This is a genomic window from Arthrobacter sp. TB 23, assembly GCF_000294595.1.
Lineage (GTDB): Bacteria > Actinomycetota > Actinomycetes > Actinomycetales > Micrococcaceae > Arthrobacter_D.
The window spans coordinates 1-12833 of sequence record NZ_ALPM01000071.1 but is presented as its reverse complement, the minus strand read 5'-3'; the positions used below and the strand labels follow the sequence as shown (position 1 = coordinate 12833).

Sequence of the window (12833 nt, the reverse complement as noted above, 5' to 3'; positions counted from 1 at the left end):
AAGCCGATGCTCAAGTTCCGCACCATCCTTGGTGTGCTGCGTGACGCCTACTGCCGCACGACCGGCATCGAGTACATGCACATCCAGGATCCCGAGGAGCGTCAATGGTTCCAGGATGAGCTGGAGCACTCATACTCCAAGCCGAGCCGCGAAGAACAGATGCGGGTGCTGCACCAGCTCAACGCTGCTGAAGCGTTCGAAACCTTCCTCCAGACCAAGTTCGTCGGCCAGAAGCGTTTCTCCCTTGAGGGCGGCGAGTCGCTGATTCCGCTGCTCGATTCGATCATCTCCAATGCAGCCGACGACGGCCTCGACGAGGTAGCGATCGGTATGGCCCACCGCGGCCGGTTGAACGTGCTGACGAACATTGCCGGAAAAACCTACGGTCAGGTCTTCCGCGAATTCGAAGGCACCCAGGATCCCCGCTCGGTGCAGGGATCGGGCGATGTGAAGTACCACCTCGGCACAGAGGGCACCTTCACCTCGGACAGCGGCAATGAGACCAAGATCTATCTGGCCGCGAACCCGTCCCACCTTGAGGCAGTCGATTCCGTACTGGAGGGGATTGTCCGGGCAAAGCAGGACCGCCTCGACCTGGGCGATGCGTTCCCGGTCCTCCCGATCCAGATCCACGGCGACGCGGCTTTCGCGGGCCAGGGTGTTGTTGCCGAGACCCTGAACCTGTCACAGCTTCGTGGCTACCGCACCGGCGGCACCATCCACATCATCGTGAACAACCAGGTTGGTTTCACCACCTCCCCCACTTCGTCACGGTCCTCGGTGTACTCCACCGACGTCGCGAAGATGGTCCAGGCCCCGATCTTCCACGTCAACGGAGACGACCCCGAGGCAGTGGTTCGGGTAGGCCAGCTTGCTTACCAGTTCCGGCAGAAGTTCAACAAGGACGTTGTGATCGACATGGTGTGCTACCGCCGTCGTGGTCACAATGAGGGCGACGATCCGTCGATGACCCAGCCCATGATGTACAACCTCATCGAAGCGAAGCGTTCGGTGCGCAAGCTGTACACCGAGGCGCTGATCGGTCGCGGCGATATCAGCCAGGACGAGGCGGAGCAGGCACTGCGGGATTACCAGGAGCGCCTGGAGCGGGTCTTCGCTGAAACGCATGCTGCCCAGACCTCCCCTATCCCGATCGTCACTAAGGACGCCGCAGCAGTATCGGACATCGAACGCCCCCTGTCGCAGCAGTCCGACACAGGGGTCGGCGTACCTGCCAGCACAGCGATCACCCCGGAAACCCTCGCCCACATCGGCAAGGTCCACACCGCAGTCCCCGAGAACTTCACCGTTCACCCGAAGCTGAAGGCGCTGCTCGACAAGCGCGAGCAGATGTCCCGCGAGGGCGGCATCGACTGGGGCTTCGGCGAACTGGCAGCGTTCGGCTCGCTCCTCATGGAAGGTGTACCAGTCCGGCTGGCAGGCCAGGACTCACGCCGTGGAACCTTCGTGCAGCGCCACGCGGTCTTCCACGACCGGGCGACCGGCGAGGAATGGTTGCCGCTCGATGACCTCAGCGACGCCCAGGCGAAGTTCTGGATCTACGACTCGCTATTGTCGGAATATGCTGCCATGGGGTTCGAGTACGGCTACTCGGTGGAACGCCCTGATGCCCTGGTGCTCTGGGAGGCCCAGTTCGGCGACTTCGTCAACGGCGCCCAGACCATCATCGACGAGTTCATCAGTTCGGCAGAACAGAAGTGGGGGCAACGCTCCTCACTGGTGCTAATGCTGCCGCACGGTTATGAAGGGCAGGGCCCCGACCACTCGTCGGCCCGCATTGAGCGCTTCCTGCAGATGTGCGCCGAAGACAACATGGTCGTGGCCAACCCCACGTCCGCGGCATCCCACTTCCACCTGCTGCGGCGCCAGGCCTACACCCGGCCGCGGAAACCGCTGATCATCTTCACGCCAAAGCAATTGCTCCGGTTGAAGGCGGCGGCCAGCTCTGTCGAGGATTTCACCAACGGCACCTTCCTCCCGGTCATCCCGGACAAGCAGGAACCCAATGCCAAGGACGTCGACCACGTCATCCTGGTCTCCGGTCGCCTGTACTACGATCTGCTGGCATCGCGCCAGAAGACCGAAGACCAGAAGACCGCGATTATCAGGGTGGAACAGCTCGCGCCCCTCCCGGTCGAGGACATCAAGGCGGCCGTCGGCAAGTACCCCAATGCCGACCTGGTATGGGCTCAGGACGAACCGGCGAATCAGGGACCGTGGCCGTTCATCGGTCTGAACCTGCCGGAACACCTTGACCGGCCATTGCACCTGGCGTCGCGTCCAGCCTCGGCTTCGACTGCCACCGGCTCGGCCAAGCGCCACGCAGTGGAGCAGGAGATCCTGGTGAAGAAGGCATTCGAACGGCAGTAACAACCGACCCATAGGTAGTTACGTATGATGTTGGGTGGGGTGCCGTGCACCCCACCCAACAGTTTTTTTGAGCTCGGTTCGAAACCCGGATCGCAGTGGCGCAACCAAGTGATAAAACGATGAGCGGACAAAGGTAACCAACCAGTGGAACAACGCAGAATCCGGCTCGCAGCCGTAGGTGACGAACTGCTCGCAGGCCTGGGCGATCCTCGAGCCCTTGGCTGGTTTGGCCGCGTCCTCGCCCGGACAGCCCCCGACGGCGTCTCCCTGCAGGCGTTCACCCTCGCCGCCCCGCAGGAGGGCACCGAGGCACTCGCGAACCGGTGGCTGCAGGAAACCGGACGCCGTTTCGATGATGGATTCGAGAACAGGCTCGTCATTGGCCTCTCCGATCGGGACCTCGATCTGGATCTGTCAACGGCGCGCAGCCGGCTCAACCTCGCCAACATCCTCGACGGTGCCGCGCAGATGAGCGTCAAGGTACTGGTGGTGGGGCCTCCCCCCGGTCTGGATGCCGAGCGTAACCGGAGACTGGCTGACCTTTCGGCGGCCTTCGCCGATGTCACCACGCGTCGGAAACATGTCTACGTGGACACATTCACTCCCCTGCAAGCCCATGAGCAGTGGCGGAGCGATCTCGCGGCGAATGGCGGCGGGCCGGGTCAGGCTGGCTACGGTCTGATGGCCTGGCTGGTTCTCCATCGTGGCTGGTTTCAGTGGCTCGACGTGCCCGCACCGGAGTAGTACCGGCCTGTTCCTGGTAATGCCAGAAGGCCCCAGAATACAAACGCTGGGGCTTCTGACCTCACTTTAATGCGGTTAGATGCCTAGTCGCGGGCAGGGTCGGCATCCGTATCGATCTGTTCCTTGCGGACTTCTTCGGTAACGGTTTTCTCGTCGGTGACCGTTTCCTTGCCGAGACGAACACGTTCGACTGCAACGGTGTCCTTCTCCACAACAGGCGTCTCAGCATGAAGGATCACTTCGTGTTCCTCTTCGCTGATGTCCGGTCCGGAGGTGGCATCCCCGCGGTTGGCATCCGTGATGGGCTCGCGCTCGATAGTGACTTCCTCGCGGGTGACCGGAACTGTTTTGGTCACCATTTCGGTCACCACGTGCTTGCGCAGGCGCGCACGCCCTACCTCCCGGCTTTCGGTCCCGATGTTGAGACGCTCCTCCGAGCGGGTCATCGCGTCATCCGTGGTGGGCCCCGAGGTGTCATGGCCCACGTTGCCGGTCTCATTCACGCGACCGGTGCCAGCGCGGGTCTCAGAGTCGGGTCCGTCAAGGAAATCACTGTTGCGACTGCTCGGTACGGTTCCCGCCTGATCGACGTTTCCGGTACTGGCGGAACCGCTCAGCCCGTAATGCTGGTAGAGCCGGCTCTCCTCCTCGGCTGACAGGTCAGCATCCGGATCCACCCGTGGCGCATCCTTGATCTGGTCTTTGGAATACCCAACCCGAACATCATCACCGTCGACCTCGGCGCCCTCAAGAGGCGCGAAGGACTCGGAGGTACCAAACATGCCCGTCTTCACCGTCACCCAGCTGGGATTGCCGCTCTGGTCATCCAGGTAGATCTGCCCCACAGATCCCACCTTGGCCCCATCGTTGTCAATGACATTTCCGCCGCTGTTCAGAATGCGGTCAATATGATCAGTTGTAAGCACTTTCTTACTCCTTGTCAGTTATAACCCTGGGTGAAATGAACTCACCATGCCTTGTTTAAAGGCGTTTCAGGACCCTGAGGTGAAGGAGACTAAGGTTGCCGCCCGCCAATGCGGAGGGCCGTTCGCTCCACTGGACGCCGGGGAGCCAAGGCCATCTCACGATGGTTCCGAAACTCGCCGCCCGGGTCTGAAGCAACAAGAGAAACGTAACCCTAAGCAGGCTTACTGTCAATGAGGTGCGAGCTATTCATTGGCAATCATCCGATCACTCACCGGGTCGGGATCGCCGTTAAAATATCGCTCCAGTACCTGTGCGAATACCTGGCGATCCGGGTCTGCCCTAAGAAACAGCGTCAGCGACGACCGCAGTTTCTGCGCATCCAGCGGACCAAAGATCAGGTCCGCATCGGAACCGGTCAGGGACAAAAGAAGTTCTGCGGCGGCCATCAGGCGTGGGCCTAAAACGGGGTGCGCGAGAAACTCCTGTGCCTCGGCGAGCGACGAGACCGCGAACCGTTGTGCTGTGGCGCTCTTCCCAAGACCGGCGAGTTGGGGGAAGACGAACCACATCCAGTGAGTCTCCTTTTTTCCGGCGGCCAGCTCGGCCATGGCACGCTCATAGGTACCGCCGCCGTTCTGCGCCGAGACGAAACGCTGCAAATCACTGGCTGCCACGTCTTGCCGTCCTTTTCGCAAACTCACCGCTGCCGAAATTTGTCACCATAGAGGTATCCCTCTGCGTCGGACACGGTATGTCGCAGCTACCGTCACCGACGCTGGAAGGTACGAAAGCACCTAGTGAGTGAAGACGATCTTCCCGAATACCTCGCCCTCAAGCATTTTCCTGAAGCCCTTCTCGGCCTGCTCAAGGGGAAACACCTCGTCGATTTCAGGGCGCACCCCCGTGGCAACCAGGAAGCGGGTGAGCCTGATCAGTTCTTCACGGGTCCCCATGGTGGACCCCAGGACCTTCAGCTGGAGAAAGAACACCCGGTTGAGGTCGGCCCCTGGCGCGGCGCCGCTCGTGGCACCACACGTTACCACCGCACCGCCGGGCTTCAACGATTTCAGTGAGTGGGACCAGGTGGCCTCGCCGACTGAATCGAAGACAACGTCAACCCGCTCAGGCAGGCGCGCGCCGTCGTCGAACACTGCGGCAGCGCCCAGTTCCAGCGCGCGCTGCTGCTTGGCCTTACTCCGGCTGGTCACCCAGACCCGGAAGCCTGCCGCGCTGGCCAACGAGATGAGAGAGGTGGAAACCCCTCCCCCCGCCCCCTGCACCAGGATGGTGGACCCGGGCGCGGCGGGTGAGACGGTGAACAGCATCCGATAGGCGGTCAGCCACGAGGTGGGCAGGCAGGCGGCCTCCTCAAAGCTCAGCTCGGGAGGCTTGGGAATCAGGTTGCGTTCCGGGACCCAAACGACGTCGGCCATCGCGCCGGGCAGCTTCTCGGAGAGAAGCGAACGCCGCGGGTCAAGGGTCTCATCCCCCTCCCAGCCGGGTGAGGAAATCACCCCGTGAACCAGCACCTCGTTGCCGTCGTCGTCAACTCCCGCCGCATCACACCCGAGGACCATCGGAAGTTTGTCGGCGCCCAGGCCCACACCGCGGAGCGACCACAGGTCGTGGTGGTTCAACGCAGAGGCCCTGACCGTGACCCGGCGGTACCCTTCGGGCGGATCGCTGGCTGTCAGCTCGCCAATCACCAGACCATCCAATGGGTCCTCGGTGGAAAATGAGTCAACGTATACGGCGCGGGTCACGTGGTGCTCCTTCGGTTCGACTGTCCTACCATCCTAGGACCGCTGGACCCTGCCAACGACGATCCCCGGTTGACGGCTGAGACGACGAAGTGTGGGAGACTGGATGGTAGTCCAAATACTTTAGAAGCAAGGAGGCAGCCATGAGCAAGCGAGCACGCAAGAAGCGCGACCGCAAGAAGGGCGGCGCTAACCACGGTAAGCGCCCCAACGCCTGAGCAGTCGGGCTAATAGCAAAAAGGAGCCCCCGCGCCGATTATCGGCAGCGGGGGCTCCTTTTTGCTGGGCTCAGTTTGCCGGGCCTAGTGCTCGGCTGTCTTGATCTGGCTGATCCGGTCCAGGATGCTTGTCTTCAGGGTAGTGGGAGCTACCTCGGTGCAGGATCGCTTGACCACCGAGCGAATGACGCACTCGAGGTCATGCTCCTCGGCACACTCGGGGCAATCCTCGAGATGGTTCTTGATCTCCACCAGGTCGTCGTGAGACAACGCCCCGTCCAGATAGTCGTACAGGCGCTCGATTCGGGAATCGGCGCAGTCGCCAAGGCTCTGACAGTCGCTCATTTGCCACCCTCCTGTGTCTTCGCCGTGCCGCTACCCGCAACAGCCTTCGCGGCGCCAAGGCCCCGATCGTGAGCATATTCGGCGAGCAGTTCACGCAACAGCTTGCGCCCCCGGTGCAGCCGCGACATTACGGTGCCGATAGGGGTGTTCATGATCTCGGAAATTTCTTTGTAGGCGTACCCCTCCACATCGGAGAAGTAGACGGCCAGCCGGAATTCCTCCGGAATGGCCTGCAGCGCCTGCTTCACGTCTGAATCAGGAAGATGATCCAGCGCCTCTACCTCGGCCGACCGTAGGCCGGCGGGGGNNNGTTCCGCCGCTTTGGCGAGCTGCCAATCCTCGATCGTGTCCGAATGGGACTGCAACGGCTCGCGCTGCCGCTTGCGGTACAGGTTGATATAGGTGTTCGTGAGAATGCGGTATAGCCAGGCCTTCAGATTGGTGCCCGGTTTGTACTGATGGAACGCCGAGAAAGCTTTGGTGTAGGCCTCCTGCACCAGGTCTTCAGCATCGGCCGGGTTCCGTGCCATCCTCATGGCAGCCGAATAGAGCTGATCCACATACTGCATGGCGTCCCGTTCGAAGCGGATCTTCCGATCTGCATCCGATTCCGTTGACACATCCAGTTGATCGTCTTCGGCTGGGGCACTACCCGCCGCGGCTGTTGTATTCATTGAGGAAAAGTCTACGCGCCCACGCCCTGAGGGACGCAGTGGCGCTACCGTCAGCTGGAAATCGGGCGTCTCACTGACTGTTGCGGCGATCGCCGTCATCATCCGCCTCTCATTAGTTCGGTTGGTTGTCTACTGCTCATAACCGACGGCGCTGGTTGGTTATTCCACTGCTGCACGTCAACCGGCCCCAACCGAACACCCCGAGATGGGGTCGCCAGAGATACCCGTGTCGCCTTACCAATTTAAAAGTGCAAAACTAGGACTTAAGTGCCCGATCAGTCAATAGCCAGGAGGCAATCATGACCCTTGTTCGCGTAGTAGCCCGCCCAATGCTTGCAAGTTCGTTCGTGGTGGCCGGGATCGACCGGCTGCGCAACGCCGAAGCCGCCGGCGCACAGCTTCGCCCCACCCTCGACCGGCTCAACAAAGCGGTACCCTCGGCGGCATCGGTCACCGCCAACGAGAAAGTCGTTGCCCAGGCCCTCGGCGCCGCCCAGGTAGGCGCCGCAGCTCTGCTCGGCATCGGACGTTTCTCGCGGGTCGCCGCACTGGTGCTGGTTGGCACGGCGGGGCTCAACACCCTAGTCGATTTCAAGTCCGCGGATTCCTCGACGGCCGAGGCACGCAAGAACCGGCGCAACCAGCTCCTGAAGAACGTCTCGCTGATCGGTGCAGTTCTGCTGGCATCGGTGGACACCAATGGCCGCCCGGGCCTCGCGTGGCGTGCCGAGCACTTCGCGTCCGACGCGAAGCGCAACGCCAAGGCTCTTGGGAACGACACCCGCAAGAATGCCAAAACCATTGCCAAAGACACTGAGAAGCAGCTGAAGAAGGCCAACAAGTCGGTCCGCAAGACCGCGTCCGAACTGGTGGGTTAGCAGGTCAATGACCCCCGTGGAACTGTCGCATTGGCCAGCACCCTACGCAACCTCGTCCGTCAATGCGACAGTTCAGGTGCCCGGCTCCAAGTCGCTCACCAACCGTTTCCTGATCCTCGCGGCCCTCGCTGACGGGCAGTCGAGGTTACGGGCCCCACTGATCTCCCGGGATTCCATCCTGATGGTGGAAGCTCTTCGGGCCCTTGGCGCCGAGGTGACCGAAATTGCCGGCGACGGCGCATTCGGTCCCGACCTGCTGGTGACGCCCATAGACCTCTCAGTAGGCGGTGACGCCGCCATCGACTGCGGCCTTGCCGGCACCGTGATGAGGTTTGTGCCTCCGCTCGCAGCCCTGCGGCAGGGAACTACTTCCTTCGACGGTGATCCTCACGCCCGCCAACGCCCCATGGGTGCCGTCATCTCCGCACTCCGCGGGCTCGGGGTGGACGTGGATGACGACGACGACGGGCTGTTGCCATTCACCCTCACCGGTACGGGCTCCGTCCCCGGCGGCAGACTAGTCGTCGACGCCAGTGCCTCCTCCCAGTTCGTCTCGGCGCTCCTCCTGGTCGGCGCACGCTTCACCGATGGGCTCCAGCTGGAACACGTCGGCCCACCCGTGCCCAGCCTCGACCACATCGCCATGACCGTCGACGTCCTACGGGGGGTCGGCGTCGATGTCGACGATTCAGTACCCAACCAGTGGCGAGTATCCTCCGGGCGGATCAGCGCCTTTGACTTACGGATTGAACAGGACCTCTCCAACGCAGGACCATTCCTCGCGGCAGCCCTGGTCACAGCCGGCACCGTACACATCCCGAATTGGCCCGCCGGCACTTCACAGGTTGGCGACCAGTGGCGTCAGATCCTCACGCAGCTCGGAGCCGACGTCACCCTCGCCCAGGGAACATTGACCGTCACCGGCGGCCCGACCATCCGCGGCGCAAACCTCGCAGACACCAGCGAACTTGCGCCGACCGTGGCGGCGCTGTGCGCCCTGGCTGATACCCCCTCAGTCCTCACCGGAATCGCCCACCTGCGCGGCCACGAGACGGACCGGCTGAAAGCCCTCGCCACCGAGATCAACCGGCTTGGCGGTAACGTCACGGAAACCGCTGATGGGCTGTCCATCAAGCCAGCCCCCCTGCACGGCGGCGTGTTCAGGACCTACGAGGATCATCGGATGGCGACAGCCGGGGCCATCATCGGCCTGGCCGTCCCGGGGGTGGAGGTCGAGAATATCGGCACCACCGCCAAAACCATGCCCCAGTTCCCCCAGCTCTGGGCTGACCTCGCTGCTACCGGAAACCCAGCTGACGCCGGGTCCGGTCTCTGACGTGGCAACCGGAGGAAACCGCGGCGGGGCTCGGTCCTGGGACGAATCCGATATCAGGGTGCGGCCCAACAAGAAGGGCACCCGGCCCCGCACCAAGGACCGGCCAGCCTATGACGATGCCGTCACCGGGCGGATCGTCACAGTGGACCGCGGACGGTACACCGCCGTCGTCGATGAGGATGGCGACGGCGAGCGGGTAGTCATCGCGGCCCGGGCCCGCGAACTCCGTCGAACTCCGGTGGTTGCCGGTGACCTGGTCGCCCTGGTGGGCGACCTTTCCGGCGGCCCGGACGCACTGGCACGGCTGGTCCGTGTTCAGGAGCGCCGGACTTTGCTGCGCCGGAGCGCCGACGACACCGATCCGGTGGAGCGCGCCGTCGTCGCCAATGCGGACCAGCTGGTGATCGTGGTGGCCGCGGCGAACCCTGAACCTCGCACCGGTTTCATCGACCGCGCTCTGGTGGCAGCCTACGACGCCGGCATCCAGCCCATCCTCTGCGTCACCAAGGCAGACCTGAAAGACCCCACCGAGTTGCTCGACAACTACCGGCACCTCGATCTTCCGGTCATCATCAGCCGAACAGCCACCGACGATGAAGGAGTGGAGAGCACCTCGGACGACGGCCTGTCCGCCCGGCTCCTCGGTGACGCCGTCAACCAGTTGCGGTCCCATCTCGATGGGAAAGTCAGCGTGCTGCTGGGACACTCGGGCGTGGGTAAATCCACTATGGTCAACGCGCTCACCGGGTCCAACCGGGCAACCGGCGGAGTGAACGCGGTGACAGGCAGGGGAAGGCACACGTCGTCGTCGGCGGTTGCCTTGAAAGCCGGAGATTCCTTGCCGGGGACCTGGATTATCGACACCCCGGGTATCCGCTCGTTCGGTCTGGCCCATGTTGACCCGGATCGAATTCTTCAGGCCTTCCCCGACCTCGAACCAGGTACAGCTGAATGCGCCAGAGGATGCCGCCATGACCGGCTAGCGGTGAAATGCGGCCTGGACCCGTGGGTGAGCGAGGGGCGGGCAGGCGTTTCGGGCCCAGTCCGGCTGGCCTCCCTACGGCGGCTGCTCGGCTCCAGCGTCCCCGAGCCCAAGGGAAATACGCAAGAAGCGAAAGAGCTCGGCGAACAGTAGACCTGATAGGCTTAAAGCAGTTGTGGTGTTAAGCACTAATTTTCGCCTCAACGAGAACCCCGAAGCACGGGGGGATTCTCACACACAAGGAATATGAAAAAAATGGCAACAGGTACAGTCAAATGGTTCAACGCTGAAAAGGGCTTTGGATTCATTGCTCCTGATGACGGCGGCGCGGATGTATTCGCCCACTTCTCAGCAATCAACTCCAGCGGATTCCGCGCCCTCGAAGAGAACCAGAAGGTCAACTTCGAGACCACGCAGGGCCCCAAGGGACCGCAGGCCGAGAACATCACCGTTATCTAATAACCCAGATACGTAGCCCGTCCCACTGGACGGCTCCCCACAGGACACCGAAGCGGCTCACCGCCGCCGGTGTCCTGTGGCGTTTAAGGTGCCTCCTGCCCACCGTGTCCGGGCAATCGATGGGCAGCTACGGGACTCTCCACCGAACCGGGCCATACAGTGGGCAAGCGGGCAAACTCCGGAAAACCTGGACCTGGTGGTGGCCCGTTGGTGCAGGGCTGGTGCCACGGGGCCGGGCACATCCCGCACTATCGCGGGGTTAGGCGATAGGTTGAAGGTATGAACCACCGCCAAAGCTATAACGATGATCTGCGCCTTGCCCACGTCATGGCCGATTCTGTAGACGACCAGACCATGTCGCGATTCAAGGCCCAGGACCTGGTGGTGGAGACCAAGCCAGACCTGACCCCGGTAACCGATGCCGATAAGGCTGCCGAGGAGTCGATTCGTGGCCAGCTCTCCCGCGCCCGCCCCCGCGACGCGGTGCTCGGCGAAGAGTTCGGAAGCAGTGGTGCCGGCTCGCGTCGCTGGATCATCGATCCCATCGACGGCACCAAGAGTTTTGTGCGGGGCGTCCCGGTCTGGGCCACCCTGATTGCGCTGATTGACGAGGGGCAACCGGTGGTCGGGTTGGTCAGTGCTCCGGCTCTGGGCAAACGCTGGTGGGCGGCCACCGGGACCGGCGCCTACATGGGCAAGTCCCTCGCGGCGGCAAGCCGGCTCAAGGTATCCAACGTGTCCCGGCTCGAGGATGCCTCGATGTCTTATTCCAGCCTCTCGGGCTGGAAGGAACGCGGGAACCTGCCGGAGTTCCTGACGCTGACCGACTCGGTGTGGCGCAGCAGGGCCTACGGCGACTTCTGGTCCTACTGTCTGGTTGCTGAGGGCGCAGTCGACATCGCCTGCGAACCCGAGTTGAACCTGTATGACATGGCGGCCCTGGTGCCGATCATCACCGAGGCCGGCGGGCGCTTCACCTCGCTGGAAGGCACCGACGGACCGTTTGGCGGGAATGCTTTGGCCACCAACAGCACCCTCCACAATGACGTGCTGCAGATCCTCAACCCTGATGTTGATGACTTGCTTTAAGAAGCCGTAATAAAAAGCCTGGGGCGCCTGCCGTGCCCTAGGCTTTTTCTATTGGTCACGAGTGTCAGCGCTAAACCCCGGTTTGCTGGCCGGCAACCCTCCTCTTCGCGGCGGGGTGCCCCGGGTGACGACCAGGCCGTCCCTGACTGGGCTGGCAAGCGCGGACACCCTGCTGCGGGGTCCACCACCGTTGGAGATCCAGCATGACTATTGCAACCATCGAGCCGTTCCACCATTCCACCTCACCCGTGAATCAGTTGGCGAAGGTGGTGGGAGATGACCTGTTGGTGCCGCTGCTTGGGGGCAGCGAGGTACGCTACGTCAATCTCGACTACGCCGCGTCCGCTCCGGCGCTGGTCGAGGTCCTCGACTTCGTCAATACGGTTATCCCCTTCTACGCCAGCGTCCACCGCGGCGCCGGCTACACCTCCCAGGTTTCCACCTCGCTGTACGAAAATGCCAGGACAACAGTCCGGCGTTTTGTGGGTGGACGCAGCGACGACTTAGTGATCTTTACCCGCAACACCACCGACTCGCTGAACCTGCTGGCCGGCTGCGTGCCCTCCACGGGGGAGGTGTTGTACCTGGATGTCGAACATCATGCCAACCTGTTGCCCTGGCAGCAGCTCCCCCACCGCAGCCTCACGGCCGGCGTGACGCTCGCCGACACCCTTGAGCGGGTCCGCGCCGAGCTATCCACGGGTGGGGTCAGTCTGCTGGCGGTCACCGGGGCATCCAATGTCACCGGCGAGCTTCTACCGATCAGCGAGTTGGCTGAATTGGCGCACGCCCACGGGGCGCGAATCGTGGTGGATGCCGCCCAGCTCGCACCCCATCGTCGGATCGACATCAGCCGCGATGGTATCGACTATGTGGCATTCTCGGGTCACAAGTTATACGCGCCGTTCGGTGCTGGCGTGCTCGTGGGCCGCCCGGACTGGCTGGACGCCGGCACCCCGTACCTGCCCGGCGGTGGAGCCGTGCGGAGGGTCAAAGTCGATTCAGTCTCCTGGGCCACCGGACCGGCCCG

At 62.8% G+C, this 12833-nt stretch carries 14 protein-coding genes and 1 riboswitch; of the genes, 9 read left to right on the top strand and 5 right to left on the bottom strand.

What is annotated here, in order from left to right; translation table 11 throughout:
* Both B384_RS0110685 and B384_RS0110680 read left to right on the top strand, forming a co-directional pair.
* Positions 1-2391 (top strand): multifunctional oxoglutarate decarboxylase/oxoglutarate dehydrogenase thiamine pyrophosphate-binding subunit/dihydrolipoyllysine-residue succinyltransferase subunit (locus tag B384_RS0110685; protein ID WP_026041119.1); only part of this gene is annotated, 2391 nt, incomplete at its 5' end.
* Positions 2392-2535: 144 nt separating this feature from the next.
* Positions 2536-3135 (top strand): GDSL-type esterase/lipase family protein, encoded by a 600-nt coding sequence (locus B384_RS0110680; RefSeq protein WP_019483108.1) that lies wholly within the window; start codon positions 2536-2538, stop codon positions 3133-3135.
* A gap of 83 nt (positions 3136-3218) precedes the next feature.
* On the opposite strand, the gene B384_RS0110675 is transcribed toward B384_RS0110680, so the two are convergent.
* From B384_RS0110675 to B384_RS0110665, 3 genes are all read right to left on the bottom strand, one after another.
* Entirely contained in the window at positions 3219-4061 is an 843-nt protein-coding gene (locus B384_RS0110675; RefSeq protein WP_019483107.1) for a DUF2382 domain-containing protein, read from the bottom strand.
* Positions 4062-4304: 243 nt separating this feature from the next.
* A complete protein-coding gene (locus B384_RS0110670; RefSeq protein WP_019483106.1) occupies positions 4305-4736 on the bottom strand; it encodes a DUF1810 domain-containing protein in 432 nt (143 codons plus the stop codon).
* 120 nt (positions 4737-4856) lie between these two features.
* The gene (locus tag B384_RS0110665) at positions 4857-5825 is read right to left on the bottom strand and encodes a zinc-binding dehydrogenase (protein ID WP_019483105.1); all 969 of its coding nucleotides are present in this window, start codon (positions 5823-5825) and stop codon (positions 4857-4859) included.
* Positions 5826-5965: 140 nt separating this feature from the next.
* Between B384_RS0110665 and B384_RS21505 the strand changes: the two genes are divergently transcribed.
* Positions 5966-6040 (top strand): 50S ribosomal protein bL37, encoded by a 75-nt coding sequence (locus tag B384_RS21505; protein ID WP_116778527.1) that lies wholly within the window; start codon positions 5966-5968, stop codon positions 6038-6040.
* Positions 6041-6124: 84 nt separating this feature from the next.
* Here the strand turns inward: B384_RS21505 and rsrA are convergent, their stop codons facing one another.
* Together rsrA and B384_RS0110655 are read right to left on the bottom strand one after the other, a co-directional pair.
* Entirely contained in the window at positions 6125-6385 is a 261-nt protein-coding gene (gene rsrA, locus B384_RS0110660) for a mycothiol system anti-sigma-R factor (protein WP_019483104.1), read from the bottom strand.
* Complete coding sequence (locus B384_RS0110655) at positions 6382-7161, bottom strand: sigma-70 family RNA polymerase sigma factor (protein ID WP_019483103.1); 780 nt, start codon at positions 7159-7161, stop codon at positions 6382-6384. The genes rsrA and B384_RS0110655 overlap by 4 nt, the downstream gene beginning before the upstream one ends.
* A gap of 197 nt (positions 7162-7358) precedes the next feature.
* Between B384_RS0110655 and B384_RS0110650 the strand changes: the two genes are divergently transcribed.
* The 6 genes from B384_RS0110650 to B384_RS18605 all read left to right on the top strand — a co-directional run.
* A complete protein-coding gene (locus tag B384_RS0110650; protein ID WP_019483102.1) occupies positions 7359-7937 on the top strand; it encodes a DoxX family protein in 579 nt (192 codons plus the stop codon).
* A gap of 7 nt (positions 7938-7944) precedes the next feature.
* Complete coding sequence (aroA, locus tag B384_RS0110645; protein WP_019483101.1) at positions 7945-9273, top strand: 3-phosphoshikimate 1-carboxyvinyltransferase; 1329 nt, start codon at positions 7945-7947, stop codon at positions 9271-9273.
* A gap of 1 nt (position 9274) precedes the next feature.
* Positions 9275-10408 carry a ribosome small subunit-dependent GTPase A gene (rsgA, locus tag B384_RS0110640; protein ID WP_019483100.1) on the top strand — a complete coding sequence of 378 codons (1134 nt, stop codon included), beginning with the start codon at positions 9275-9277 and terminating at the stop codon, positions 10406-10408.
* A gap of 102 nt (positions 10409-10510) precedes the next feature.
* Positions 10511-10714 carry a cold-shock protein gene (locus tag B384_RS0110635; protein WP_019483099.1) on the top strand — a complete coding sequence of 68 codons (204 nt, stop codon included), beginning with the start codon at positions 10511-10513 and terminating at the stop codon, positions 10712-10714.
* A 279-nt stretch (positions 10715-10993) separates the two neighbouring features.
* Positions 10994-11803: a histidinol-phosphatase gene (gene hisN / locus B384_RS0110630; protein ID WP_019483098.1), complete on the top strand. Its 810-nt coding sequence runs from the start codon at positions 10994-10996 to the stop codon at positions 11801-11803.
* 53 nt (positions 11804-11856) lie between these two features.
* Positions 11857-11970: riboswitch (SAM riboswitch) on the top strand.
* 36 nt (positions 11971-12006) lie between these two features.
* The coding region (locus B384_RS18605) for an aminotransferase class V-fold PLP-dependent enzyme (RefSeq protein ID WP_019483097.1) at positions 12007-12833 on the top strand (827 nt) is incomplete at its 3' end.